Origin of the sequence: Streptomyces sp. NPDC101165 (assembly GCF_044768135.1) — a bacterium.
Classification (GTDB): Bacteria; Actinomycetota; Actinomycetes; order Streptomycetales; family Streptomycetaceae; genus Streptomyces.
Map to the genome: position 1 here is coordinate 156,643 of NZ_JBIWPG010000016.1, position 24,060 is coordinate 180,702.

A 24,060-nucleotide genomic window follows, 5' to 3' on the forward strand; every position below is an offset into this window, starting at 1 on the left:
TTACAGCACCTCCGGCGCGAGCGAGATGATCTTCATGAACTTCTTCTCGCGCAGCTCACGGCCGACCGGGCCGAAGATGCGGGTGCCGCGAGGGTCGCCGTCGTTCTTCAGAATGACGGCGGCGTTCTCGTCGAAGCGGATGTACGAGCCGTCCGGACGGCGGCGCTCCTTGACGGTGCGAACGATGACCGCCTTGACGACGTCACCCTTCTTCACGTTGCCACCGGGGATCGCGTCCTTGACGGTGGCGACGATGACGTCACCGATGCCCGCGTAGCGGCGACCGGAGCCACCGAGCACACGGATGCAAAGGATTTCCTTCGCACCAGTGTTGTCGGCGACGCGCAGTCGCGACTCCTGCTGGATCACGTCTATCTCCTGTGTGTCTGCCGGTTCCCCGGGGGCCGCTCAGCGAGCGGCCCCCGGAGCCTGGCGGAACTGTCCTGCGAGGGATGCCCCGCAGGAGAATTACTTGGCCTTCTCGAGGATCTCGACGACGCGCCAGCGCTTCGTCGCGGACAGCGGCCGGGTCTCCATGAGGAGGACACGGTCGCCGACACCCGCAGCGTTCTGCTCGTCGTGCGCCTTGAGCTTGTTCGTACGGCGGATGACCTTGCCGTACAGCGCGTGCTTGACGCGGTCCTCGACAGCGACGACGACGGTCTTGTCCATCTTGTCGCTGACGACGAGACCCTCACGGGTCTTGCGGAAACCGCGCGCCTCTGCGTTCTCAGTCACGTTCTTCTCGCTCATCAGGCGTTCTCCACCGTTTCGATGCCCAGCTCACGCTCGCGCATCAGGGTGTAGATCCGCGCGATGTCCTTGCGGACCGCCTTCAGACGGCCATGGTTCTCGAGCTGACCCGTCGCCGCCTGGAAGCGGAGGTTGAACAGCTCTTCCTTGGCCTCGCGGAGCTTCCCCAGAAGCTCCTCGTTGCCCAGCTCGCGCAGCTCGGACGCCTTGGTACCGGCCGACATCACGCTTCACCTGCCTCGCGCTTGACGATCCGGCACTTCATCGGCAGCTTGTGGGCTGCGCGAGTCAGGGCCTCACGGGCGATCTTCTCGTTCGGGTAGGACAGCTCGAACATCACCCGACCCGGGTGAACGTTCGCGATCCACCACTCCGGCGAACCCTTACCGGAACCCATGCGGGTCTCGGCAGGCTTCTTGGTCAGCGGACGGTCCGGGTAGATGTTGATCCAGACCTTGCCGCCACGCTTGATGTGGCGGGTCATGGCGATACGAGCCGCCTCGATCTGGCGGTTGGTCACGTACGCCGGCGTGAGGGCCTGGATGCCGTACTCGCCGAACGCAACCGTCGTACCACCCTTGGCCATACCGCGGCGCTTCGGGTGGTGCTGCTTGCGGTGCTTGACCCTACGGGGGATCAGCATGTCGGTCAGGCCTCCGTTCCGGTGCTCTCAGCCGGAGCGGCGGGGGCCTCGGCCTTGGGGGCCTCGGCGCCGGCAGCCTGCTGCGGCTTGCGACCGCGCCGCTCGCCACCACGGCCACCACGGGCCGGGCGGTCGGCACCACCGCGGGCCGGGCGGTTACCCGCACGGGCCGCAGCGTTCTCGGCGCGGACCTCGGCGATGTTCTTGACGTCGCCCTTGTAGATCCAGACCTTCACGCCGATGCGGCCGAAGGTCGTCTTGGCCTCGAAGAAGCCGTAGTCCACGTTCGCACGGAGCGTGTGCAGGGGCACGCGGCCCTCGCGGTAGAACTCCGAGCGGGACATCTCGGCGCCGCCGAGACGGCCACCGCACTGGATCTTGATGCCCTTGGCGCCCGCCTTCATCGCCGACTGCATGCTCTTACGCATGGCGCGGCGGAAGGAGACGCGGGAGGAGAGCTGCTCGGCAACGGCCTGGGCCACGAGCTGAGCGTCGGTCTCGGGGTTCTTGACCTCGAGGATGTTCAGCTGGACCTGCTTGCCCGTGAGCTTCTCGAGGTCGCCGCGGATGCGGTCGGCCTCGGCGCCACGGCGGCCGATGACGATGCCCGGACGAGCGGTGTGGATGTCCACCCGCACGCGGTCACGGGTGCGCTCGATCTCAACCTTCGAGATACCGGCGCGCTCCATGCCGGACGTCATCATCCGACGGATGGCGACGTCTTCCTTGACGTAGTCCTTGTACAGCTTGTCGGCGTACCAACGCGACTTGAAGTCGGTCGTGACACCGAGCCGGAACCCATGCGGGTTTACCTTCTGGCCCATTACCGGGTTCCTTCCTTGCTGCTGACGACCACGGTGATGTGGCTGGTCCGCTTGCGGATCCGGTAGGCACGGCCCTGGGCGCGCGGACGGAACCGCTTCAGGGTCGGACCCTCGTCGACGTACGCCTCGGAGATGTAGAGGCTGTCGGCGTCGGTGTGGTCGTAGTTGTGCGCGGCGTTGGCGATGGCGCTGTCGAGCACCTTGCCGACGGGCACGGAGGCTGCCTGCGGAGCGAATCGCAGAACAGCCTGAGCCTCCGTGGCGTCCATGCCACGGATAAGGTCCACCACGCGGCGGGCCTTCATGGGCGTAACGCGGATGTACCGCGCCTGGGCCCTGGCTTCCATGGTTGTCCCTCTCAGTTACTTACGTGTCTGAATGCGATCCGCTACTAGCGGCGCTTCGACTTCCGGTCGTCCTTGACGTGGCCCCGGAAGGTGCGCGTCGGCGAGAACTCGCCGAGCTTGTGGCCGACCATCGACTCGGTGACGAACACCGGGATGTGGGTCTTGCCGTTGTGCACCGCCAGCGTGTGGCCCAGCATGGCCGGGACGATCATCGAGCGGCGGGACCAGGTCTTGATGACGTTCTTGGTGCCGGCTTCGTTCTGGGCGTCCACCTTCTTGATCAGGTGGTCGTCGACGAAGGGCCCCTTCTTCAGGCTACGAGGCATCTCAACCCGTCCTTAGCGCTTCTTGTTCGTCTTGCGGCGGCGGACGATGTACTTGTTCGACGCCTTCTTGGGCGAACGAGTACGGCCTTCCTTCTTGCCCCACGGGGACACAGGGTGGCGGCCACCGGAGGTCCGGCCCTCACCACCACCGTGCGGGTGGTCAACCGGGTTCATGACGACACCACGGACGGTCGGGCGAACGCCCAGCCACCGCTTACGGCCGGCCTTACCCCAGTTGATGTTGCTCTGCTCGGCGTTGCCGACCTCACCGATGGTGGCGCGGCAGCGGACGTCGACCAGGCGGATCTCACCGGACGGCATGCGCAGGTGGGCCATCTGGCCCTCCTTCGCGAGCAGCTGCACGGAGGCACCGGCGGAGCGGGCGAACTTGGCACCGCCACCGGGACGGAGCTCGATCGCGTGGATCGTGGTACCGACCGGGATGTTGCGGATGGCCAGGTTGTTGCCCGGCTTGATGTCGGCCCCGGGACCGTTCTCGACGCGGTCACCCTGCTGCAGGTTGCGCGGGGCGAGGATGTAGCGCTTCTCGCCGTCGGCGTAGTGCAGCAGCGCGATGCGCGCGGTGCGGTTGGGGTCGTACTCGATGTGCGCGACCTTCGCCGGCACGCCGTCCTTGTCGTGACGACGGAAGTCGATCACGCGGTAGGCGCGCTTGTGTCCGCCACCCTGGTGGCGAACGGTCACACGACCGGCGTTGTTACGGCCGCCCTTGCTGTGCAGGGGGCGGACCAGCGACTTCTCCGGCGTGGACCGCGTGACCTCGACGAAGTCGGCGACGCTGGCGCCACGACGGCCCGGCGTAGTCGGCTTGTACTTGCGGATTCCCATTTCTCAGTCCTCGTCCGATATCGGACGATCCGGACCGCCCTTAGGCGGTCGGACCGCCGAAGATGTCGATACGGTCGCCCTCGGCGAGGGTCACGATCGCGCGCTTGCTGCCGGCACGCTGACCGAAACCGGTCTTCGTGCGCTTGCGCTTGCCCTGGCGGTTGATCGTGTTGACCCCGGTGACCTTGACCGAGAAGACCGCCTGGACGGCCTGCTTGATCTGGGTCTTGTTGGCGTTCGGGTCGACGATGAACGTGTACTTGTTCTCGTCGAGGAGCGCGTAGCTCTTCTCGGAGACGACCGGCTTGAGCAGCACGTCACGGGGGTCCGTGTACGACTTGCTCAGCGGGGTCTCGACGGTGTTCTTGCCCTCGGTGGCGTGGCGACGCGCCTTGGCGACGCGCGCGGCCTTGGCGGCCTTGGCGGCCTTCGAGGCAATGCTCGGGTGACGCGTAGCCATCAGGCCTCGCTCCCTTCGGTGTCATTGGCCTTCGGGCCGGACACGAAGGACTCGAAAGCGGCCTGGGTGAAGACCACGTCGTCCGAGACGAGAACGTCGTACGTGTTCAGCTGGCCCGGCTCCAGGATGTGGACCTGGGGCAGGTTGCGGGCGGACAGCCACGCGGCCTCGTCGGCGCGCTCGACGATCAGGAGCAGGTTCTTGCGCTCCGAGATCTTGCCGAACAGGCTCTTCGCGGCCTTGGTGGACGGGTTCGCACCCTCCACCACGCCGGAGACGACGTGGATGCGGTTGTGACGCGCCCGGTCGGTGAGGGCACCGCGCAGGGCGGCGGCCTTCATCTTCTTCGGGGTGCGCTGCGAGTAGTCACGCGGCTGCGGACCGTGCACGACGCCACCACCGGCGAACTGCGGCGCGCGGGTCGAACCCTGACGGGCGCGACCGGTGCCCTTCTGGCGGTAAGGCTTCCTGCCACCACCACGGACCTCGCCACGGGTCTTCGTCTTGTGCGTGCCCTGACGGGCAGCGGCCAGCTGCGCGACGACGACCTGGTGGATCAGCGGAACGCTGACCTTGGCGTCGAAGATCTCCGCGGGGAGCTCGACGGAACCGGCCTTGTCGCCCGCCGGCGAAAGGATGTCAACAGTGCTCATCGGTTACCTCAGGCCCCCTTGGCCGCGGTGCGGACCAGGACGAGGCCGCCGTTCGGACCGGGAACCGCGCCCTTGATGAGCAGCAGACCCTTCTCCGCGTCAACGGCGTGGACGGTCAGGTTCTGGGTGGTGACCCGCTCGTTGCCCATGCGGCCCGCCATGCGGAGGCCCTTGAACACGCGGCCCGGGGTGGCGCAGCCACCGATGGAACCGGGCGAGCGGTGCTTGCGCTGGGTGCCGTGTCCGGCGCCGAGGCCCTTGAAGTTGTGACGCTTCATGACACCGGCGAAGCCCTTGCCCTTGCTCTTGCCGGTGACGTCGACCTTCACGCCGGCCTCGAAGACCTCAGCGGTGACTTCCTGGCCGAGCGTGTACTCGGAGGCGTCCGCGGTACGGATCTCGACGAGGTGACGACGGGGGGTGACGTCGGCCTTGGCGAAGTGGCCCTTGAGGGGCTTGTTCACCTTGCGCGGGTCGATCTCGCCGAAGGCGATCTGGACCGACTCGTAGCCGTCGACGTCGTTGGTGCGAACCTGGGTCACGACGTTGGGGCCGGCCTTGACGACGGTGACCGGAACAACACGGTTGTTCTCGTCCCACACCTGCGTCATGCCGAGCTTCTCGCCCAGGATGCCCTTGATCTGCTTAGCCATCTCTCAGATCACCGGCCTTCAGAGCTTGATCTCGATGTCGACACCGGCCGGGAGGTCGAGTCGCATCAGAGAGTCAACGGTCTTGGGCGTCGGGTCGAGGATGTCGATCAGGCGCTTGTGCGTGCGCATCTCGAAGTGCTCGCGCGAGTCCTTGTACTTGTGCGGCGACTTGATGACGCAGTACACGTTCTTCTCAGTGGGCAGCGGCACCGGGCCCGCGACCGACGCACCAGTGCGGGTCACCGTCTCGACGATCTTCTTCGCCGAGGAGTCGATGACCTCGTGGTCGTAGGCCTTGAGCCGGATGCGGATCTTCTGTCCCGCCATGGCTACTCAGTAGTCCTGTCTCTTCGCTCTGGAACCCGGTGTTCCTGACTTCCTTCTCCGACCCACGCGGTCGGGCGTGTCGCGCTCCCGCTGACACAGATGTCCCTTGTTCGAACATCCCTGCGGGGAATGCACACGGCCCTTCCGGAACCGCAAGCCAGGGGCGGAAGGCCCACCGGGCGCCTGGTCGGTGCCGCACCACACTTCCCGGAAGATTCCCGTACGTCCGCCCCAGTGCTGCCCGCAGGCAGTTAGGGCGACGAGTACTGTGGGACTCGCTTCCGGTCCTCCCGGCGGGAGGCGCGCAGCATCAACACTCGACCGAGCAACTCCGACAGTCTGCCATATGGGGTGGGGGGCTGGCCAATCGGGCTGGAGAGAATACCCCCAGGGTGACGCAGGTCAAACACAGGCCCGACGACCATGGGCTGTCGACCTTGAGCGGGTTGCGCGGCGCGTGACGGTCCGGTCACCGAGCCCCTGTGCCGGGGCCCACTGATCGAACCCTCCCCCACGAACACGGTGCACACCAACCTGCTCTCGCGCCCGGCTCGGGCCACCGAAGGACTCCCTACACGCCCCTGGCGGACTCCTATTTGCAGCCGAGAGTCTTGACGGTGGCAGGAAAGTAGGCACGCATGAACTTTTCGATGTCCTTGCGGTGGGTCTGATCCGTTAGTTTGATTTGGGGGAGCTGGAGGGTGAGCGCGAAATGGTCACCAGCCTTCGACTTGCACCGGGCAGCGGCAACAGCACCATCAGTTCCGACTACTGCCTTGTACTCGAAGTCGATCTCTCGGGCATTCGTGACACCTGACACGGGTCCGGTCTCCTCGGCCATATATCTGAGGTTGACCGGCCCGTCGGCCCACCAGAAGTGAAGTTTGACGACCGGGTCTTTTCCGGACAGCAGGGCGCATGGGGCCGAGATGGCTTCGGAGCGGTCGACCCGGTTGAGCTCATGGAAATCATCCCTTGCGGCCACTAGACGCCGCATAAGATCGGGGCTGATGCGCGTTCCGCAAATAACCTCGGGAAACGCCTGATGAGAGGAACCGGCGCAGGACGTCGTGACAGCCACCAGCGACAGAGCGGCGAGGTTCAGCAACGCTCCCCGTAGGCGCATGTTCACTATGGCTGCTCCCCCGATACGCCAGCGGCATGCTCGGCACCGCTCTCGGATGCCTCAGCAACCATCGTCCTGGTTCCGAAGCTCGCATGACCGCGCGAGAAATGGGCCTTGTGCCATTCGTCCGCAAGCGCCATCAGCTGACCGTTCCTTGCTTCATAGGCCCCAGCGTTGTGTTCGGTTTGCTGGTCGTCCAATCTCTTCTGCTCGTCCTCCAACCATTTCCCCGTGACGTAGTCGAAACCCGCCTGCACGTCACCGCTCGCGATAGGGATGTAGCTGATTGCCTTGTCGAAGAGCGGCTTCGCTTCAAATGTTGCTGTTTTCGGGTCGCCCTGCGCCTGAATACGCGCCTCCTCGAGAAAACCGACCGTGCGACCAGCGCGGAGCAAAGACTCTGTTGACTTTGAGTGATCGCCATGAATGCTCGAGACCATCGCCTGATTCAACCCGCCGTTCAACGTGCCATAGGCATCCTTGTCCTTGGAGATTTGTTTTGCGACTTCGAAGAGGTCACCCTGGTCCAGCGGTGACCTAGAAATGTCGACCTCGCTCATCGAGGCATGCACAGTGCTCCCGTGATTGACGAGGATGCTGGCCATGGGTTGCCGCAGGGACGGGGGGAACTTGTCGCCGCTGTCGGCCAGGTAGCCCAGTGCCGATCTGAAGACCGCATCGTTCGCACGGGTGTGAGCCGCATAATGCGCGTGCTTGTCGGTGGGATCGATCCCCGTCGCCGCCGCCTGGAGCGCCGCCCCGAACCCCGCTCGGTCGTCTCCGTCGGTACGGGCCTCGTACGTGCCCACGTCCGAGTCCCTCGGATCATGCAGGGTGATCTGCCAGTCACGCTCCTGCACCAGGTACTTCATGTGCGCGTCCGAGCCCAGATAGTGCGCCGCCGTCTTCGGATCGTGGCTCATGATGCCGAGCACCCCGTCCACCGGATCGTTGGCGAACCAGCCACCCCGCTCGCCGGAGTACCCGCCCTTCATCCGCCAGATCCCGGGGTCCCGCTTCTCCGCCGCGATCATGTCGTCGGCCAGGCCCTCGAGCATCTGCGGCGCATAACCATGCCCCCGCTCCATGAGCGTCACCAGCGACTGATACCCCACCGCCTTGTCCAGCCGCTCCCCCTGCGCGTCCGTGGCGTAGTGCTCGACGCCGGCGTGCCGCATCGCCGCGCGCCAGTGCCTGTACCAGGCCGAGTCCGTGTCCCGCGTAGCCGTCGCCAGCGTGTCCGCCAGGCCCGTTTCGATCGAGGCATACGCGCCCACGGCCGCCCCGCCCCGCACATGGATCAGGTCGTTCAGCTCGTTGGTCAGCCGGATCGTGCCCGCCGCACCCAGGTCGTCCAGCAGCGTGCGGGAGAATGCCTCGTCGTCGGAGTTGTCGCGGAACAGCCGTCGCAGTTCGGCCAGTTCGCGCCCAGAGAGAGGCCGGCCGGCGCTCAGCTTGTCCAGCGCCCCCTCCGTCTCCAGTGCCTCGTACCTCTCGACGTCCCCCATCGCCCTGCCGTTGAAGCCCCGGCCCCCGACGAGTGGGTCCGGGTCGACGACCGCCGCCGTGAGCGCGAGCTGGACGCCGGTGTCCGCGTCCGTCACGTCCCGCACTGCCTTGTCGAGCCGGTCCTGCCAGGACCGTACGGCCGACTCGTCCCCCACCTCCTGGTCGGAGCCGGCACTGACCAGGCCTCGCTCCGACACCCGCATCCCCGTCGCCACCGCCTCCGCACGCACCGCCACCAGCCGTCCCTTCAGCTCCACGAACTGCGCATGCGCGTCCCGCAGCAGGGAGGCGATCGCCTTCGCCTCCGTCTGCGCGTACTGGAACTCCTTGAGCGTGACGTCGAAGCGCCCGTGCGCCGCCTCCGCACTCATCCCCGTCCAGGCGGGTCCCGTCGTGATGCCGTACACATCCCGCCGGTACACCCGCTCCTGCTGCGAGAACTCCCCCGCCATGCCCTCCCAGCGCTCGGCGGCGGAGGTCAGCGCGCAGAGGTCGGCGCTCATGATCTCGTGGTACGTCGGCATCCCGGCCGTGCCCGTCAGTACCGGTCCAGCGGGGACAGCTGCCGGACCCGCGCCCCGGCCGCCAGGTCCGTGGCCGTCAGTACCGTGTTCGCGCTGCCCAGGGAATCCCGCTCCGAGCCCAGCCGGTCCATCAGGTTCCGCACCTGACCGCCCCACGTCTCGTGGGCCTTCCGCAACGCCGCCGAGGTCAGCCAGCCGTCCCCGTCCCGCGCACCGAACGCCTTGACCGCCGCAGCGGTCTCCTCGTCCGCCCGGTTCCCGGCCCTACGGGTCTGCGGCTCGATGTGGTCCTGGATCGCCCTGACCGCCGCCCGCTTCTCGGCGGGCGAGGACGCCAGCCCCTTCGCCCCGTGACCAACGACCAGCCCGCCCACCGTCCACCCCTCGCCGCGGCGCCGTAGCGCCACATCGCCGTGTTACAGCCGTCGACTCTCCAGGGGACCCAGGTACAGCACCAGCAGCCCGCCCGTGTCGAACACGAGCCGCTGCAGCACCACCGTGAGATCCACCGTCCAGAACTTCAACCGGTGCACGCCGATCTTCGTCACGGTGTGTCTCGTGGCTGTCGCGTTGACAGCAGCCGTCCGGCCCTGCCCCTACCACTCCACGATCACGCTGCGCGCATGAAAACCCCTGCTCATCGAGCAGGGGTTCCGTTTGGGTGGAGCGCAACGCGCGGCTTGTGGGCGCCTGTGGATCAGGCAGGCGGCGTCACCGCAACCTGTCGAGGGCGTCGCCGCGGGCCACGAACGCGCTCTCGCGGGAGTCGTCGAGGCACGCGCTTCGCGCTGTTGGTGGTCGCGACCGCCACCCGTCTTCAGCAGCGCGAGCGTCTCGGTCCTCGGTTCCCGCCCGTCGGTCGAGCATTTTTCACTTGGTGCAGCCGAATTTCTTGGTTTCCCTCGGTACGAGGGCGTCGACGAACCGTTGCAGCTTCTTGTAGCCGGTGGGGGTGTTCTCGACGCGGTCGCCGAAGAAGTAGACCCCGAAGGACATGTAAGTGTTCCGAGAGGTGCAGTTCGCCTGGACCACGGCGCGGTTGCTTCCGATCGCCGCATGTCCCGGGAAGGACACGGCCCGCTCGGCGGCGTACTTGAACGGTGCTGCCACGGCCTTCCAGTCCACCGGGTCCGGGGCGCGGTCCCAGCGCGTGATGTCGACGTACAGCACCCGGTGGCCGCCGGCGCTCAGGGCGCAGGCCGCACCCGGCTGTGCCTGGGTGGCCGTGTACGTCTGCTTCACCGATCCGTCTTTCGGGATGAGCGGTGACAGGGCCCCCTTCGGCACCGGGACCTTGCAGAACTCGGCGGGAACGGTGGCCTGGGTGCTGCCGCTGCAGCCGGTCGCCACAGCCATGACGGCGGCGCACACCAGGGCCGTCGCCGTACGCCTCAGGTTCGTCATCACTGCGCTCCCGCCATGCCACGGGCGCGTGCGTTGCCGTCGTTGGCCGCCCCGTTGATCTGGTCGTACATGCCCTGGTCGTGCGAGTAGCCGGTGTGGCTGTCGGCCCAGTCCGGGTTGGCCGCGTACCACTGGTGGGCGATGGCATTGAGCTGGTTCTGGCGCAGGTGGTACGTCGCCTGGCTGTCGCTGGTCAGCTTGGCCGCCTGATCCTGCTGTTCGTCCATGATCCACGCGCTGGTGAGCGCGTCGGCACCGCGCTGATAGATGTCCCCGTACACCGGGATGAAATTGAGCAGCGCCCCGGACGCGTGATAGCTCCACGCCTTGTCCCAGGTGTAGTCGTGCTGGTCGCCCTTGAGTGCCAGGTACCGGCCCTCCTCCATGAAGCCGATCGCTGTGCCGGCGGAGTGCAGGGTGTCTTCCGGGTGGCGCGAGGGGTCGTGGATGTCGTCCATGATGGCGTGGTTCATGCCCTCGTGAAGCAGGTTGTAGGTGTCCTGACTCCGCGATATCTGCTTCGTCATCTCCAGGACCTGGTCACGGTCCAGGTTCGGGCCGTCGGCGGGGTGCCGACCACCGCTCGGGTCGCTCATCGCCACGTACGTCTCATGACCGTGATTGACCAGGATCTTCGCCATGTCGTCGCGCAGTGAGGCCGGCATGTCGTCGCCCTGCCCGGAAAGAACATCGAGCGCGTGGACGAACACGCGGTTGTTGGCGTCGGTGTGCGAAGTCGGGCTCATGGGACGCGGGCCGTCCGGGTCGACGCCGGTGGCGGCCGCGGCCAGGGCGTCTCCGAAGCCCTTCCGGTCGTCTCCGTCCGCCGCCATGACCGGCATGCCCGTCGTGGTCCCGCCCGGCGGGGTCGCGTAGTGGTCGATGACGGTGTCCCAGTCCCGCCCGTGGAGCAGATAGTCCAGGTTGTCGGTGTGCGCAGGGTCCAAGTACGCGCTGCTGGTCTTCGGATCGTGGGACATGACGCCGAGCACCCCGTCGAGCGGATCGTTGGCGAACCAACCCCGGTCCTTGCCGCTGAACTTGTCCCGCAGGGCCCAGATGGACTCGGTGTTGCCCTTGGCCGTGTACGACTCCTCCGCATGCCGGATGTCGTCCGCGGTGTCCTCCAGGAACTGCCCGTTGTAGCCGTGCCCCTGCTGCATCAGCGTGACGAGGCTCTGGTAGCCGCGGACCTTCTCGTCCGGGATGGGACTGAGGCCGTCGACCTTGAACTGCTCGGTTCCGGCCTTGCGCATGTCCTCGCGGAAGTCCTTGTAGAAGGACGAGTGCGGGTCCTGGGTCGCGGTCGCCAGCGTGGTGGCGAGGCCCTTCTGGATGTCCAGGTACTGGCCGCTGTGCTGTTTGTCGTCGTGGTACGCGAGCCCGTCGAGGCTGTTGGAGAGCTGCAGCGTGCCCTTGGCGCCCAGTTCGTCCAGCAGGGTCTGGCTGAACGCCTTGTCGCCGGAGTTGTCGTGGACGAGGCGCTGCAGCTCTTTGTAGTCGGCCGCCGTGGCCTTGCCGGAGTTGACGCGCTGCGCGATGTCCTTGCCCTCGTCGGCCTCGTACTTCTCGATGTCGCCCTGGGCCTTGCCGTTGAAGTCGGGGACCTTGCCGAGGCCCGTGTCGGGGCCCTTCATGACAGCGGTGAAGGCGACCTCGACGCCCGTGTCGGCGTCGTCCACGTCCTTCACGCACTGATCGATGCGGGCCTGCCAGGAGGCGACGGCTGTGCGGATGCTCTCCTGGTAGTCGGGGTCGTGGGCGAGTGCCTGACGGTCCCCCTGGCTGAGCTTCCCGGTGTCGTACGAGACCACGCCCTGGTCCGACACCTTCATCCCCTTGGCAATGGCGTCGTCCCGCGCCGACTCCAGCTTCTTGCGCAGGTCCACGAACTGGGTGTGCGCATCGCGCAGGAGGGAAGCGATCGCCTTGGCCTCGGTCTGGGCGTTCCGGAACTCCGTGAGCCTGACTCCGAAGCGCGCGTTGGCGGCCTGCTGGCTCTCACCGACCCACGTCGGGCGCAGGGTGATGCCCTGCACGTCCCGCTGGTACGCGGTCTCCTGCTTGTGGAGCTCCGTCGCCATGCCGTCCCAGCGTTCGGCGGCCGTGGTGAGCGTGGACAGGTCTGTCGTCAGGATCTCGTGGTACGTCGGCATGGTTCCCCGTTGATGCGGTGGCGTACGAGTGGGCTCGGCTGTGCGTCAGTGCGTCGGCGGCGACGAGTACGTGTCGAACACCGACACCTTGCGTGCCTTGTCGCCCACCCCGACGTCCGTCCCGGTCATCAGCGTGCTGTCGCTCCGGAGAGCCGATTCGTCCCCCGACAACTGGTTCGCCAGGTTCTTGACCTGTTCGCCCCAGGTCTTGTGCGCCTTGCTCACGGCACCGGAGGTGACCCAGCCATGCCCGTCCTTCGCGTCGAACGCCTTCACGACCGCGCTCGTCTCGTCGTCCGCCCAGGCCCCCGCCGTCGTGGTGTGCGGCTCGATCTCGTTGTGGAGCGTGTTCGCCGCGGCCTTCTTCTCGGCGGGAGAGGACGCGAGGTCGGGCCCGCCGCCACCCGTCGATCCGCCGCCACCCGGGTCGGCCGGGTACTGGTTGAGCCGCATACGCACGGCCTGTTCGCCGCCACTTCCTGCCATGATGCCAACCCCCGTCTGCAACTCTGGCGTGACCCCGTCACGCTAACAATCGACCTTGCGCTGTTGGGGAGTTGAGCTGTGGCCTTGCCGTTTCCTTTACGGCGGGTTGGGCGTTCCGCGAGGCGTACGTGACGAAGTCGGTCCAGGTGGTGCGGATCACGGCGAGCTGACAGCGTGGGTCTTCTTGGAGTCGCGGATGTGGATGGTGGTGGGGGTCGGAGCTATCTCCAGACAGTCTCCTCTGTCGGGAAGTGGTGATATGCCTTCGGTGCGGACGAGGCCGCCCACACCGCTCCGGCCGGCTTCCTCGCTGAAGTCGCACGGAGAGCGGATGAGCTGATAAGAGCCGCCGAAGGGCGGGACCTGTCTGGGATTCTGAGCCGCTCGACAGTCGGCTCAGTTTCGGAACAGCAGAAGGGCCCGTACGACCGAAGTCGTACGGGCCCTTCCGACAGCTACCAGGTCGAAGACCCGGACCGGATCAGCTCAAGATCACTTGGTGATCTTGGTGACCTGTCCGGCGCCCACGGTCCGGCCACCCTCACGGATGGCGAACTTCAGGCCCTCTTCCATGGCGATGGGCTGGATGAGCTCCACCTTCATCTCGGTGTTGTCACCCGGCATGACCATCTCGGTGCCCTCGGGGAGGGTCACGACGCCGGTCACGTCCGTCGTGCGGAAGTAGAACTGCGGACGGTAGTTGTTGAAGAACGGCGTGTGGCGGCCACCCTCGTCCTTGGAGAGGATGTAGGCCTGCGCCTCGAAATCGGTGTGCGGGGTGACCGAGCCGGGCTTGATGATGACCTGGCCGCGCTCGACGTCCTCGCGCTTGATGCCGCGGAGCAGCAGACCGACGTTCTCACCGGCCTGGCCCTCGTCGAGCAGCTTGCGGAACATCTCGATGCCGGTGACCGTGGTGGTGGTCTTCTCGGTCTTGATGCCGATGATGTCGACGGTCTCGTTGACCTTCAGGACACCACGCTCGATACGGCCGGTGACGACCGTACCGCGACCGGTGATCGTGAAGACGTCCTCGATGGGCATGAGGAACGGCTTGTCGACGTCACGCTCGGGCTCGGGGATGTTCTCGTCCACAGCCTGCATCAGGTTGAGGACGGACTGGCCCCATTCCTTGTCGCCCTCGAGGGCCTTGAGCGCGGAGACGCGGACGACCGGCAGGTCGTCGCCCGGGAACTCGTACTCGGAGAGGAGCTCACGGACCTCGAGCTCGACGAGCTCCAGGATCTCCTCGTCGTCCACCATGTCGGCCTTGTTCAGGGCGACGACGATGTACGGAACGCCGACCTGGCGGGCCAGGAGCACGTGCTCCTTGGTCTGCGGCATCGGGCCGTCGGTGGCGGCGACCACGAGGATGGCGCCGTCCATCTGGGCAGCACCGGTGATCATGTTCTTGATGTAGTCCGCGTGACCGGGGCAGTCGACGTGGGCGTAGTGACGGGTCTCCGTCTGGTACTCGACGTGCGCGATCGAGATGGTGATACCGCGCTGGCGCTCCTCAGGAGCCTTGTCGATCTGGTCGAACGCCGAGGCCTCGTTCAGGTTCGGGAACGCGTCGTGCAGCACCTTGGTAATGGCGGCCGTGAGGGTCGTCTTACCGTGGTCGATGTGACCGATGGTGCCGATGTTGACGTGCGGCTTAGTCCGCTCGAACTTCGCCTTCGCCACTGGGGTCCTCCTGTGGAGTGGTTCTGTACGCCTTACTTCATCGGCGCCAGGTGATCTTTGCTGGAAAGCCCGGAACCCGGGGCAAACATCCAGGAATGCGGGTGTTTGCCCCTTGAGGCTCCGGAGTCAAGCCTAAAGCGTGTGAACGCGGTGCGTTACTCGCCCTTGGCCTTCGCGATGATCTCCTCGGCGACGTTCCGCGGAACCTCGGCGTAGGAGTCGAACTGCATGGAGTAGCTCGCACGGCCGGACGTCTTGCTGCGCAGGTCGCCGACGTAGCCGAACATCTCCGAGAGGGGCACGAGGCCCTTCACGACGCGGGCACCGGCCCGCTCCTCCATGGCCTGGATCTGGCCACGGCGGGAGTTGATGTCGCCGATGACCTCACCCATGTAGTCCTCGGGCGTGGTGACCTCGACGGCCATCATCGGCTCGAGCAGCACGGGGCTGGCCTTGCGCGCGGCCTCCTTGAAGGCCTGCGAACCGGCGATCTTGAAGGCGAGCTCGGAGGAGTCGACCTCGTGGTAGCCACCGTCGATCAGCGTGACGCGCACGCCGGTCATCTCGTAGCCCGCGAGGATGCCGAACTGCATGGCCTCCTGAGCACCGGCGTCCACCGAAGGGATGTACTCCTTCGGGATACGGCCACCGGTCACCTTGTTCACGAACTCGTACGAGGCGTCGCCGCCCTCGATGGGCTCGATCGCGATCTGCACCTTGGCGAACTGGCCGGTACCACCAGTCTGCTTCTTGTGCGTGTAGTCGACGCGCTCGACGGCCTTGCGGATCGTCTCGCGGTACGCGACCTGCGGCTTGCCGACGTTGGCCTCGACCTTGAACTCACGGCGCATACGGTCGACCAGCACCTCGAGGTGCAGCTCGCCCATACCGCCGATGATGGTCTGGCCGGTCTCCTCGTCCGAGTGGACCTGGAAGGACGGGTCCTCCTCGGCCAGGCGCTGGATCGCGATGCCCAGCTTCTCCTGGTCGCCCTTCGACTTGGGCTCGATGGCGACCTGGATGACCGGCGCCGGGAAGTCCATGGACTCCAGGATCACCGGGGCCTTGTCGTCGCACAGCGTCTCACCGGTCGTGGTCTGCTTCAGACCCATCACGGCGACGATGTCGCCGGCGCCCACCGACTCGATCTCCTCACGCTTGTTCGCGTGCATACGGTAGATCTTGCCGATGCGCTCCTTGCGGCCCTTGACGGAGTTCAGCACGGCCGTGCCGGACTCCAGGCGCCCCGAGTAGACCCGGACGAAGGTGAGCTTGCCGAGATGCGGGTCGCTCATGATCTTGAACGCCAGCGCCGACAGCGGCTCGTCGTCGGACGGCTTGCGCTTGACGACCGTCTCCGCGTCCTTGACGTCGTGACCCTCGATGGCCTCGATGTCAACGGGAGAGGGCAGGTAGCGCACGACCGCGTCGAGCAGGGGCTGGACGCCCTTGTTCTTGAACGCGGTGCCGCAGAACACCGGGGTGACCGTGGTGTCCTTGGACTTGCCGGACGCGATGGTGATACGACGGATCGCGGCGTACAGCTGCTCCACGGAAGGCTCTTCGCCCTCCAGGTACAGCTCCATGATCTCTTCGTCGTTCTCGGCGACGGCCTCGATCAGCTTGCCGCGGTACTCCTCGGCAGCCTCGGTGTGCGTGGCCGGGATGTCGACGATGTCGTACATCTCGCCCTTGGTGGCCTCGGCGGACCACACGAACGCCTTCATCGTGACCAGGTCGACGACGCCCTTGAAGTCGGCCTCGGCACCGATCGGGAGCTGCATGACGATCGGCTGGGCGCCCAGGCGGTCGCTGATCATGTCGACGCAGCGGTGGAACTCGGCACCGGTCCGGTCGAGCTTGTTGACGAAGCAGATACGCGGAACGCCGTAACGGTCCGCCTGACGCCACACGGTCTCGGACTGCGGCTCAACACCGGCGACGCCGTCGAACACCGTCACGGCACCGTCGAGCACGCGCAGGGAACGCTCCACCTCGACGGTGAAGTCGACGTGGCCCGGCGTGTCGATGATGTTGATGGTGTGGTCGACGTCTTCCAGCGGCCAGTGGCAGGTGGTGGCAGCAGAGGTGATCGTGATGCCACGCTCCTGCTCCTGCTCCATCCAGTCCATGGTGGCAGCGCCGTCGTGGACCTCACCGATCTTGTAAGACACACCGGTGTAGAACAGGATCCGCTCGGTGGTGGTCGTCTTGCCCGCGTCGATGTGGGCCATGATCCCGATGTTGCGGACCTTGGCCAGGTCAAGTGAAGTGGTAGCCATAAGGCTTCAGTCTTCTCTCGGTCTCGATGTGGGTAGCGACTACCAGCGGTAGTGCGCGAAGGCCTTGTTGGACTCGGCCATCTTGTGCGTGTCCTCGCGCTTCTTCACAGCGGCACCAAGGCCGTTGGAGGCGTCGAGGAGCTCGTTGAGCAGACGCTCGGTCATGGTCTTCTCGCGACGGGCGCGGGAGTAACCGACGAGCCAGCGCAGCGCGAGCGTGTTGGCGCGACCGGGCTTGACCTCGATCGGAACCTGGTACGTCGCACCACCGACACGGCGGGACTTGACCTCGAGGGTCGGCTTGATGTTCTCCAGCGCGCGCTTCAGCGTGATGATCGGGTCGTTGCCCGTCTTCTCACGCAGACCCTCCATGGCGCCGTAGACGATGCGCTCGGCGGTGGAGCGCTTGCCGTTCAGCAGCACCTTGTTGATCAGGGAGGTCACCAGAGGAGAACCGTAGACCGGGTCGATGATGACCGGGCGCTTCGGGGCGGGGCCCTTACGAGGCATTCTTACTTCTCCTTCTTGGCGCCGTAGCGGCTGCGGGCCTGCTTGCGGTTCTTGACACCCTGGGTGTCGAGCGAACCACGGATGATCTTGTAGCGAACACCCGGCAGGTCCTTCACACGGCCGCCGCGCACGAGCACGATGGAGTGCTCCTGCAGGTTGTGTCCCTCACCCGGAATGTAAGCGGTGACCTCGATCCCGCTGGTCAGACGCACACGCGCGACCTTACGCAGGGCCGAGTTCGGCTTCTTCGGGGTGGTCGTGAACACACGCGTGCAGACGCCACGACGCTGAGGAGAACCCTCAAGTGCGGGCGTCTTGTTCTTCTCGACCTTGTCCTGCCGGCCCTTACGGACCAGCTGCTGGATCGTAGGCACTACTTCTCCGGTTTCTGTGTGCCGATAGGTACAGCTAACCTGGAACGTCGCCGACCCACGCGGTCGGGTGTGTCGAATCTTGCGGACCTTTGCCGCAAGGCAAAAAGGGCGCAGATTACGGTGGCCGGTGTCGGCTCGCGATGCGGTTGAAGGCACGCACGAGAGCCAGGGCACACCCCAGGCACAAGGTCTGAGCGTACCTACCTCATTCGCTGTGGTCAAAACAAATGGAGTCCGGAGGCCCCGGGCTGCGGGCGATGTCAAGCCGCTGTACCCTACGTGATCTTCGAATTGGCGATCGACGCATGTCTGTGCGACCGGTGCGCGGGGAGCGGTCAGCCGGGCGGAGGGTCTCCGCGTGCGGGCCCGACAGCGCGCCAACAGACTGAGGGTCATGTCCGCGCCACAGGTGCCTCCGGCCGACCCCGATCCCCCTCCTGCGCGCTCACCCCTCTCGACGTTCGGGGAGAAGGTGGCGTACGTCGCGGCGCCGGGGACCGTCGTCTTCGCCCTGCTCTACTACTTCGGCAGCCTCTACGTCAGGGAGTACTACTCCGCCCTCGGCGTGGTGCCCGAGGATCTCGGGATGTCCGTCCAGAACGTCGTGGCCAGCAGCACTAGCGCGATCTTCTTTCCCCTGTGTGTCCTGCTGGTCGGCGGGCTGATCGTGTTCCTGGTGTTCGGCTGGCTGGGACGGGCGCTGGCCGGGCCGGAGCACGACGCTCACCGCCGTACGGCGATCATCCTGCTGCTTGCCGTCGGTGCGGCCATGGTGCTCGTGGGCCTTCCGGCCCTGTTCTCGTACGTGACGGTCCTTTTCCCGGCAGGCTGGCCACGTGTCTTCATGCCGGCCCTGATGGTGGCCGTGGGGTCCACGCTGGCCGTCTGTGCCGTCCATCTGCGGCTGGGCCGGAGCACGGGGGGCACGGTCCGGCAGACCCCCGCCGACGACCGTGTGTGGCTGGCGGTGGGCACGCTGCTGATCGGACTGCTGACGGTGAGCCTCTTCTACGACATGGCGCAGTACGCGGTCGTGGCCGGTCGCAGCGATGCCAGGCTGGACGCGAGAAGGGGGTACAAGGACACCCCGTTCGTGGTGGTCCACTCACGGGTGCTCCTCACCCACTCCGCGAAGGGCATCGAGTTCCTCGACCACGGCAGCGCGAACGGGCCGTACCGGTACGAGTACCGGGGCTTCCGTCTCCTCGCGAAGTCACCGGCCCGCTTCTACCTGGTCTCCTACACCTCGCGCTGGAAGGACCGCCGCGTGGTGGTACTGCCCGACGACCGCACCGCCTGGCTGGAGATCCGCAGCGCCGAGAAGACCGCCGGCGCTACGTCTGTGGGGCCGGCGTCTCGTCTTCGGTCGGAGTCGGCGGCTCGGTGGTGATGGGCTCGTCCGTCGTGGGCTCGTCGGTCGTGGGCTCGTCGGTCGTGGGCTCCGGGGTGGTCGGACCCGTGTCCGGGGTCGGGCCTTCGGTCGCTTCGCCGTGGATGGCGGCCGTGATGGTGGAGCCGTCGGCCAGCGTGAGCGTCAACTCGCCGGTGTACGGGCCCGGTTGCGTCGGCGTGTACTGGAAGACCAACTCGCAGCCCTCCGGCGGCACCTCGCCCAGACACTTCTTGATCATCTCGGCCTCTTCGCCCTCGATCTCGCCCCTGGCGTCCTGCAGGGGCGTGGTGCGCGCCTGCTTCGACGCCTCGAGGTCCACCTCCCCCTGGACCGGCTTGCCCACCTGCGTCGGCGGCAGCTCGATGTCGGACGAGGAGGCCTCCTCGGAGTCGCTGCCCAGGAAGATCTCGCCGTCCGTCTCACCCTCGCCCGTGGGTGTCTCGTTCTCGTCCGGGGTCCGTGTCGTGTCCTCGTCCGGGGTCTGTGTCGCGTCCTCCTCGACGCCACTGGACACGGCCTCGGAGGGCTCGGGAGGCGTAGGCCCGCCCCCGCAGGCCGCCGTCGCCGCCAGCGCCGCCGACGCCGCCGCCACGGCCAGGCATCGGGCAATCGCTGACGTCATGGCGTCGGCACCTCCGCGTCCGCTCGGCCGGGTCCGGCACAAGCTCGCACACCGGCCGCCGGGACGACACGGACTGCGGTCGCCGACACGGAGCGATCACTCGAACGACAGACCCGAACAACGCCGAAGGGCGGTCACCCACAGGGTGACCGCCCTTCAGTTCAAGCTGCTCGCTTACTGGTTGTACGGACCGTAGTCGTAGTCCTCCAGCGGAACGGCCTGGCCGGAGCCGGTGCCGAACGGCGAGTAGTCGATGTCGTCGTAGCCGACGGCCGAGTACATCGCGGCCTTGGCCTCCTCGGTCGGCTCGACCCGGATGTTGCGGTAGCGGGACAGACCCGTACCGGCCGGGATGAGCTTACCGATGATGACGTTCTCCTTGAGGCCGATGAGGCTGTCGGACTTGGCGTTGATCGCCGCGTCCGTCAGAACTCGGGTCGTCTCCTGGAAGGAGGCGGCCGACAGCCAGGACTCCGTCGCCAGCGAGGCCTTGGTGATACCCATCAGCTGCGGACGACCGGAGGCCGGGTGACCGCCCTCCTGGACCACACGACGGTTCTCGGTCTCGAACTTCGAGCGCTCGACCAGCTCACCGGGCAGCAGCTCGGCGTCGCCGGACTCGATGATCGTCACGCGGCGGAGCATCTGCCGGATGATGATCTCGATGTGCTTGTCGTGGATCGACACACCCTGCGAGTTGTACACCTTCTGGACCTCGCCGACCAGGTGGACCTGGACGGCACGCTGACCCAGGATGCGCAGCACGTCGTGCGGGTTGGTGGCACCCACGGTGAGCTGCTGGCCCACCTCGACGTGGTCGCCCTCGCGGACCAGGACCTTGGCACGCTTCGAGATCGGGAACGCCGTCTCGTCGCTGCCGTCGTCCGGGGTGACGACGATCTTCTTGGTCTTCTCGGTCTCCTCGATCCGGATGCGGCCGTTGGCCTCGGAGATCGGGGCGACACCCTTCGGGGTACGGGCCTCGAAGAGCTCGACGACACGGGGCAGACCCTGGGTGATGTCGTCACCGGCCACACCACCGGTGTGGAAGGTACGCATCGTCAGCTGGGTACCGGGCTCACCGATGGACTGGGCGGCGATGATGCCGACCGCCTCACCGATGTCGACCAGCTTGCCGGTGGCGAGCGAACGGCCGTAGCACATCGCGCAGGTACCGACGTGCGACTCGCAGGTCAGGATCGAGCGGGTCTTGACCTCCTCGATGCCGTGGTGCACCAGCTGGTCGATGAGCACGTCGCCCAGGTCCACGTTGGCCGGCGCGATCACCTTGCCGTCGATGACGACGTCCTCGGCGAGCATGCGGGCGTAGACGCTGGTCTCGACGTCGTCCGCCTTGCGCAGCACGCCGTCGGCGCCGCGCGAGGCGATCCGCAGCTTCAGACCGCGCTCGGTGCCGCAGTCCTCCTCGCGGATGATGACGTCCTGTGAGACGTCCACCAGACGACGGGTCAGGTAACCCGAGTCGGCGGTACGCAGGGCGGTGTCCGCCAGACCCTTACGGGCACCGTGCGTGGAGATGAAGTACTCCAGCACGGAGAGGCCCTCACGGAAGGACGCCTTGATCGGACGCGGGATGGTCTCGTTCTTCGCGTTCGACACCAGACCACGCATACCGGCGATCTGCCGCATCTGCATCATGTTTCCTCGGGCACCCGAGTCAACCATCATGAAGATGGGGTTCGTCTTGGGGAAGTTCTCGTTCATCGCCTCGGCGACCTCGTTGGTCGCCTTGGTCCAGATCGCGATGAGCTCCTGAGTGCGCTCTTCCTTGGTGATCAGACCGCGCTCGTACTGCTTCTGGACCTTCTCGTCCTGCGCCTCGTAGCCGCGGACGATCTCCTTCTTCGCCTCGGGAACGACGACGTCGGAGATGGCCACGGTGACACCGGAACGGGTCGCCCAGTAGAAGCCGGCCGCCTTCAGGTTGTCGAGCGTCGCCGCCACGATGACCTTGGGGTAGCGCTCGGCGAGGTCGTTGACGATCTCGGAGAGCTGCTTCTTGCCGACCGAGTAGTCGACGAACGGGTAGTCCTCGGGCAGCAGCTCGTTGAAGAGCGCACGGCCCAGGGTCGTCCGCAGGCGGAAGGTGTCACCCTGCTGCCACTCGGGCTCGCCCTCCTCGCGCGCCGGCGGGGTCCAGCCGCGCGGCGGGATGGTGCCCACCGGGAAGCGGATGTCGACCGCGGACTGGAGCGCGAGCTCGCCGGCGTCGAACGCCATGATCGCCTCGGCCGTGGAGCCGAAGGACCGGCCCTCGCCCTTGGTGTCACGCAGCTCGCCGTCGGTGGTGAGGAAGAACAGACCGAGGACCATGTCCTGGGTCGGCATCGTCACCGGACGGCCGTCGGCGGGCTTGAGGATGTTGTTCGAGGACAGCATCAGGATGCGGGCCTCGGCCTGCGCCTCCGCGGACAGCGGCAGGTGCACGGCCATCTGGTCACCGTCGAAGTCCGCGTTGAACGCGGTGCAGACGAGCGGGTGGATCTGGATGGCCTTGCCCTCGACCAGCTGCGGCTCGAAGGCCTGGATGCCGAGGCGGTGCAGGGTGGGAGCACGGTTCAGCAGCACCGGGTGCTCGGCGATGACCTCTTCGAGGACGTCGTACACGACGGTACGGCCGCGCTCCACCATGCGCTTGGCGCTCTTGATGTTCTGCGCGTGGTTCAGGTCGACCAGGCGCTTCATCACGAACGGCTTGAAGAGCTCCAGCGCCATGGCCTTGGGCAGACCGCACTGGTGCAGCTTCAGCTGCGGGCCGACGACGATGACGGAACGCGCCGAGTAGTCGACTCGCTTACCGAGCAGGTTCTGACGGAATCGACCCTGCTTACCCTTCAGCATGTCGCTGAGGGACTTCAGCGGGCGGTTACCGGGGCCGGTGACCGGCCGGCCACGACGGCCGTTGTCGAAGAGCGCGTCGACGGCCTCCTGGAGCATGCGCTTCTCGTTGTTCACGATGATCTCGGGCGCACCGAGGTCGAGAAGGCGCTTCAGGCGGTTGTTGCGGTTGATGACACGGCGGTACAGGTCGTTCAGGTCGGAGGTCGCGAAGCGGCCACCGTCCAGCTGCACCATCGGACGCAGGTCCGGCGGGATGACCGGCACGCAGTCGAGCACCATGCCCTTGGGGCTGTTGCTGGTCTGCAGGAACGCGGAGACGACCTTGAGGCGCTTGAGCGCACGGGTCTTCTTCTGGCCCTTGCCGGTACGGATGATCTCGCGGAGGCGCTCGGCCTCCTCCTCGAGGTCGAAGGACTCCAGGCGCTTCTGCAGCGCCGCGGCACCCATCGAGCCGTCGAAGTACGTGCCGAAGCGGTCACGCAGCTCGCGGTAGAGCAGCTCGTCGCCCTCGAGGTCCTGGACCTTGAGGTTCTTGAACCGGTTCCACACCTCGTCGAGGCGGTCGATCTCGCGCTGCGCACGGTCACGCAGCTGCTTCATCTCGCGCTCGGCACCCTCGCGCACCTTGCGGCGCACGTCGGCCTTGGCGCCCTCGGCCTCGAGCTCGCCCAGGTCGGCCTCGAGCTTCTTGGCGCGGGCCTCCAGGTCGGCGTCGCGACGGTTCTCGATCTGCTGGCGCTCGACCGAGACGTGCGCCTCCAGGGAGGGCAGGTCGCGGGTACGGCGCTCCTCGTCGACGTACGTGATCATGTACGCCGCGAAGTAGATGACCTTCTCGAGGTCCTTGGGCGCCAGGTCCAGCAGGTAGCCGAGGCGCGAAGGAACACCCTTGAAGTACCAGATGTGCGTGACGGGAGCGGCCAGCTCGATGTGGCCCATCCGCTCACGGCGCACCTTGGCGCGCGTGACCTCGACGCCACAGCGCTCACAGATGATGCCCTTGAAGCGGACACGCTTGTACTTGCCGCAGTAGCACTCCCAGTCCCGGGTCGGACCGAAGATCTTCTCGCAGAAGAGTCCGTCCTTTTCGGGCTTCAGGGTGCGGTAGTTGATGGTCTCGGGCTTCTTGACCTCGCCGTGGCTCCACTGACGGATGTCGTCCGCGGTGGCCAGGCCGATCCGGAGCTCGTCGAAGAAGTTGACGTCGAGCACTATGCGTCAATCCCTCTCAGGGTCGTAAGTCTTTGGTCTGAAACGGGGGCCTGGGGGTCGGCGGGGCCCTGTGGGTGAG

25 protein-coding genes and 1 pseudogene are annotated in these 24,060 nt (G+C 66.5%); 1 reads left to right on the top strand and 25 read right to left on the bottom strand.

Annotation, left to right across the window (positions count from 1 at the left end):
• The 23 genes and pseudogenes from rplN to rpsL all read right to left on the bottom strand — a co-directional run bounded on the left by rplN (position 1) and on the right by rpsL (position 17,892).
• Positions 1 to 369, bottom strand: a complete 369-nt coding sequence (gene rplN, locus ACIRVH_RS31335) for a 50S ribosomal protein L14 (protein WP_003998823.1) — start codon at positions 367 to 369, stop codon at positions 1 to 3.
• A 99-nt stretch (positions 370 to 468) separates the two neighbouring features.
• Entirely contained in the window at positions 469 to 753 is a 285-nt protein-coding gene (gene rpsQ, locus ACIRVH_RS31340) for a 30S ribosomal protein S17 (protein WP_018543912.1), read from the bottom strand.
• Positions 753 to 977, bottom strand: coding sequence for a 50S ribosomal protein L29 (rpmC, locus tag ACIRVH_RS31345; RefSeq protein ID WP_018564811.1), 225 nt, complete (start codon positions 975 to 977; stop codon positions 753 to 755). Before rpmC ends, rpsQ begins: the two co-directional genes overlap by 1 nt.
• The gene (rplP, locus tag ACIRVH_RS31350) at positions 977 to 1,396 is read right to left on the bottom strand and encodes a 50S ribosomal protein L16 (RefSeq protein ID WP_007443989.1); all 420 of its coding nucleotides are present in this window, start codon (positions 1,394 to 1,396) and stop codon (positions 977 to 979) included. Before rplP ends, rpmC begins: the two co-directional genes overlap by 1 nt.
• A 5-nt stretch (positions 1,397 to 1,401) precedes the next feature.
• Positions 1,402 to 2,220, bottom strand: a complete 819-nt coding sequence (gene rpsC, locus ACIRVH_RS31355) for a 30S ribosomal protein S3 (RefSeq protein WP_055706471.1) — start codon at positions 2,218 to 2,220, stop codon at positions 1,402 to 1,404.
• Positions 2,220 to 2,567 carry a 50S ribosomal protein L22 gene (gene rplV / locus ACIRVH_RS31360; protein ID WP_019329637.1) on the bottom strand — a complete coding sequence of 116 codons (348 nt, stop codon included), beginning with the start codon at positions 2,565 to 2,567 and terminating at the stop codon, positions 2,220 to 2,222. Before rplV ends, rpsC begins: the two co-directional genes overlap by 1 nt.
• Positions 2,568 to 2,611: 44 nt before the next feature.
• The gene (rpsS, locus tag ACIRVH_RS31365; RefSeq protein ID WP_003992359.1) at positions 2,612 to 2,893 is read right to left on the bottom strand and encodes a 30S ribosomal protein S19; all 282 of its coding nucleotides are present in this window, start codon (positions 2,891 to 2,893) and stop codon (positions 2,612 to 2,614) included.
• A gap of 12 nt (positions 2,894 to 2,905) precedes the next feature.
• The gene (rplB, locus tag ACIRVH_RS31370; RefSeq protein ID WP_403960118.1) at positions 2,906 to 3,742 is read right to left on the bottom strand and encodes a 50S ribosomal protein L2; all 837 of its coding nucleotides are present in this window, start codon (positions 3,740 to 3,742) and stop codon (positions 2,906 to 2,908) included.
• A gap of 40 nt (positions 3,743 to 3,782) precedes the next feature.
• Positions 3,783 to 4,202 (bottom strand): 50S ribosomal protein L23, encoded by a 420-nt coding sequence (gene rplW, locus ACIRVH_RS31375; RefSeq protein ID WP_145886671.1) that lies wholly within the window; start codon positions 4,200 to 4,202, stop codon positions 3,783 to 3,785.
• Entirely contained in the window at positions 4,202 to 4,855 is a 654-nt protein-coding gene (gene rplD, locus ACIRVH_RS31380; protein WP_403960121.1) for a 50S ribosomal protein L4, read from the bottom strand. The genes rplW and rplD overlap by 1 nt, the downstream gene beginning before the upstream one ends.
• A gap of 8 nt (positions 4,856 to 4,863) precedes the next feature.
• Entirely contained in the window at positions 4,864 to 5,508 is a 645-nt protein-coding gene (gene rplC, locus ACIRVH_RS31385; protein WP_062706771.1) for a 50S ribosomal protein L3, read from the bottom strand.
• Between the two features lie 18 nt (positions 5,509 to 5,526).
• Complete coding sequence (gene rpsJ / locus ACIRVH_RS31390) at positions 5,527 to 5,835, bottom strand: 30S ribosomal protein S10 (RefSeq protein ID WP_003948644.1); 309 nt, start codon at positions 5,833 to 5,835, stop codon at positions 5,527 to 5,529.
• Between the two features lie 592 nt (positions 5,836 to 6,427).
• Positions 6,428 to 6,943, bottom strand: a complete 516-nt coding sequence (locus ACIRVH_RS31395) for a hypothetical protein (protein ID WP_403960124.1) — start codon at positions 6,941 to 6,943, stop codon at positions 6,428 to 6,430.
• A 23-nt stretch (positions 6,944 to 6,966) separates the two neighbouring features.
• Positions 6,967 to 8,973, bottom strand: coding sequence for a hypothetical protein (locus tag ACIRVH_RS31400; RefSeq protein WP_403960127.1), 2,007 nt, complete (start codon positions 8,971 to 8,973; stop codon positions 6,967 to 6,969).
• A gap of 35 nt (positions 8,974 to 9,008) precedes the next feature.
• Entirely contained in the window at positions 9,009 to 9,401 is a 393-nt protein-coding gene (locus ACIRVH_RS31405) for a hypothetical protein (protein WP_403960130.1), read from the bottom strand.
• Between the two features lie 9 nt (positions 9,402 to 9,410).
• Positions 9,411 to 9,569, bottom strand: a pseudogene (locus ACIRVH_RS31410) (hypothetical protein); the annotation flags it as partial.
• Positions 9,570 to 9,864: 295 nt separating this feature from the next.
• Positions 9,865 to 10,398, bottom strand: a complete 534-nt coding sequence (locus ACIRVH_RS31415) for a hypothetical protein (protein WP_403960133.1) — start codon at positions 10,396 to 10,398, stop codon at positions 9,865 to 9,867.
• Positions 10,398 to 12,554, bottom strand: coding sequence for a hypothetical protein (locus ACIRVH_RS31420; RefSeq protein WP_403960136.1), 2,157 nt, complete (start codon positions 12,552 to 12,554; stop codon positions 10,398 to 10,400). The genes ACIRVH_RS31415 and ACIRVH_RS31420 overlap by 1 nt, the downstream gene beginning before the upstream one ends.
• A gap of 45 nt (positions 12,555 to 12,599) precedes the next feature.
• Entirely contained in the window at positions 12,600 to 13,040 is a 441-nt protein-coding gene (locus tag ACIRVH_RS31425) for a hypothetical protein (RefSeq protein ID WP_403960139.1), read from the bottom strand.
• A 492-nt stretch (positions 13,041 to 13,532) separates the two neighbouring features.
• A complete protein-coding gene (tuf, locus tag ACIRVH_RS31430; protein WP_403960142.1) occupies positions 13,533 to 14,726 on the bottom strand; it encodes an elongation factor Tu in 1,194 nt (397 codons plus the stop codon).
• Between the two features lie 155 nt (positions 14,727 to 14,881).
• On the bottom strand, positions 14,882 to 17,008 hold the full coding sequence (fusA, locus tag ACIRVH_RS31435) for an elongation factor G (protein WP_403960145.1): 2,127 nt from the start codon (positions 17,006 to 17,008) through the stop codon (positions 14,882 to 14,884).
• A gap of 39 nt (positions 17,009 to 17,047) precedes the next feature.
• Positions 17,048 to 17,518: a 30S ribosomal protein S7 gene (gene rpsG / locus ACIRVH_RS31440; RefSeq protein ID WP_003992340.1), complete on the bottom strand. Its 471-nt coding sequence runs from the start codon at positions 17,516 to 17,518 to the stop codon at positions 17,048 to 17,050.
• Between the two features lie 2 nt (positions 17,519 to 17,520).
• Positions 17,521 to 17,892, bottom strand: a complete 372-nt coding sequence (gene rpsL, locus ACIRVH_RS31445; protein WP_003948652.1) for a 30S ribosomal protein S12 — start codon at positions 17,890 to 17,892, stop codon at positions 17,521 to 17,523.
• 394 nt (positions 17,893 to 18,286) lie between these two features.
• Between rpsL and ACIRVH_RS31450 the strand changes: the two genes are divergently transcribed.
• Positions 18,287 to 19,282 (top strand): hypothetical protein, encoded by a 996-nt coding sequence (locus ACIRVH_RS31450; RefSeq protein ID WP_403960148.1) that lies wholly within the window; start codon positions 18,287 to 18,289, stop codon positions 19,280 to 19,282.
• On the opposite strand, the gene ACIRVH_RS31455 is transcribed toward ACIRVH_RS31450, so the two are convergent.
• Both ACIRVH_RS31455 and ACIRVH_RS31460 read right to left on the bottom strand, forming a co-directional pair.
• On the bottom strand, positions 19,227 to 19,907 hold the full coding sequence (locus tag ACIRVH_RS31455; RefSeq protein ID WP_403960151.1) for a hypothetical protein: 681 nt from the start codon (positions 19,905 to 19,907) through the stop codon (positions 19,227 to 19,229). The genes ACIRVH_RS31450 and ACIRVH_RS31455 overlap by 56 nt on opposite strands.
• 174 nt (positions 19,908 to 20,081) lie before the next feature.
• The gene (locus ACIRVH_RS31460; protein ID WP_097252934.1) at positions 20,082 to 23,981 is read right to left on the bottom strand and encodes a DNA-directed RNA polymerase subunit beta'; all 3,900 of its coding nucleotides are present in this window, start codon (positions 23,979 to 23,981) and stop codon (positions 20,082 to 20,084) included.
• Positions 23,982 to 24,060 lie beyond the last annotated feature (79 nt).

Excerpts from the sequence above, each read along its gene's own strand:
- rpsG (WP_003992340.1), bottom strand. The coding sequence starts at position 17,518 with ATGCCTCGTAAGGGCCCCGCCCCGAAGCGCCCGGTCATCATCGACCCG.
- rpmC (WP_018564811.1), bottom strand. The coding sequence starts at position 977 with ATGTCGGCCGGTACCAAGGCGTCCGAGCTGCGCGAGCTGGGCAACGAG.
- ACIRVH_RS31415 (WP_403960133.1), bottom strand. The coding sequence starts at position 10,398 with ATGACGAACCTGAGGCGTACGGCGACGGCCCTGGTGTGCGCCGCCGTC.
- rplV (WP_019329637.1), bottom strand. The coding sequence starts at position 2,567 with ATGGAAGCCAGGGCCCAGGCGCGGTACATCCGCGTTACGCCCATGAAG.
- ACIRVH_RS31455 (WP_403960151.1), bottom strand. The coding sequence starts at position 19,907 with ATGACGTCAGCGATTGCCCGATGCCTGGCCGTGGCGGCGGCGTCGGCG.
- ACIRVH_RS31425 (WP_403960139.1), bottom strand. The coding sequence starts at position 13,040 with ATGGCAGGAAGTGGCGGCGAACAGGCCGTGCGTATGCGGCTCAACCAG.
- rpsS (WP_003992359.1), bottom strand. The coding sequence starts at position 2,893 with ATGCCTCGTAGCCTGAAGAAGGGGCCCTTCGTCGACGACCACCTGATC.
- ACIRVH_RS31450 (WP_403960148.1), top strand. The coding sequence starts at position 18,287 with ATGTCCGCGCCACAGGTGCCTCCGGCCGACCCCGATCCCCCTCCTGCG.
- rpsC (WP_055706471.1), bottom strand. The coding sequence starts at position 2,220 with ATGGGCCAGAAGGTAAACCCGCATGGGTTCCGGCTCGGTGTCACGACC.
- fusA (WP_403960145.1), bottom strand. The coding sequence starts at position 17,008 with ATGGCTACCACTTCACTTGACCTGGCCAAGGTCCGCAACATCGGGATC.
- rplB (WP_403960118.1), bottom strand. The coding sequence starts at position 3,742 with ATGGGAATCCGCAAGTACAAGCCGACTACGCCGGGCCGTCGTGGCGCC.
- ACIRVH_RS31420 (WP_403960136.1), bottom strand. The coding sequence starts at position 12,554 with ATGCCGACGTACCACGAGATCCTGACGACAGACCTGTCCACGCTCACC.
- rplD (WP_403960121.1), bottom strand. The coding sequence starts at position 4,855 with ATGAGCACTGTTGACATCCTTTCGCCGGCGGGCGACAAGGCCGGTTCC.
- rpsJ (WP_003948644.1), bottom strand. The coding sequence starts at position 5,835 with ATGGCGGGACAGAAGATCCGCATCCGGCTCAAGGCCTACGACCACGAG.
- ACIRVH_RS31400 (WP_403960127.1), bottom strand. The coding sequence starts at position 8,973 with ATGAGCGCCGACCTCTGCGCGCTGACCTCCGCCGCCGAGCGCTGGGAG.
- rplC (WP_062706771.1), bottom strand. The coding sequence starts at position 5,508 with ATGGCTAAGCAGATCAAGGGCATCCTGGGCGAGAAGCTCGGCATGACG.
- rplP (WP_007443989.1), bottom strand. The coding sequence starts at position 1,396 with ATGCTGATCCCCCGTAGGGTCAAGCACCGCAAGCAGCACCACCCGAAG.
- rpsQ (WP_018543912.1), bottom strand. The coding sequence starts at position 753 with ATGAGCGAGAAGAACGTGACTGAGAACGCAGAGGCGCGCGGTTTCCGC.
- rplW (WP_145886671.1), bottom strand. The coding sequence starts at position 4,202 with ATGGCTACGCGTCACCCGAGCATTGCCTCGAAGGCCGCCAAGGCCGCC.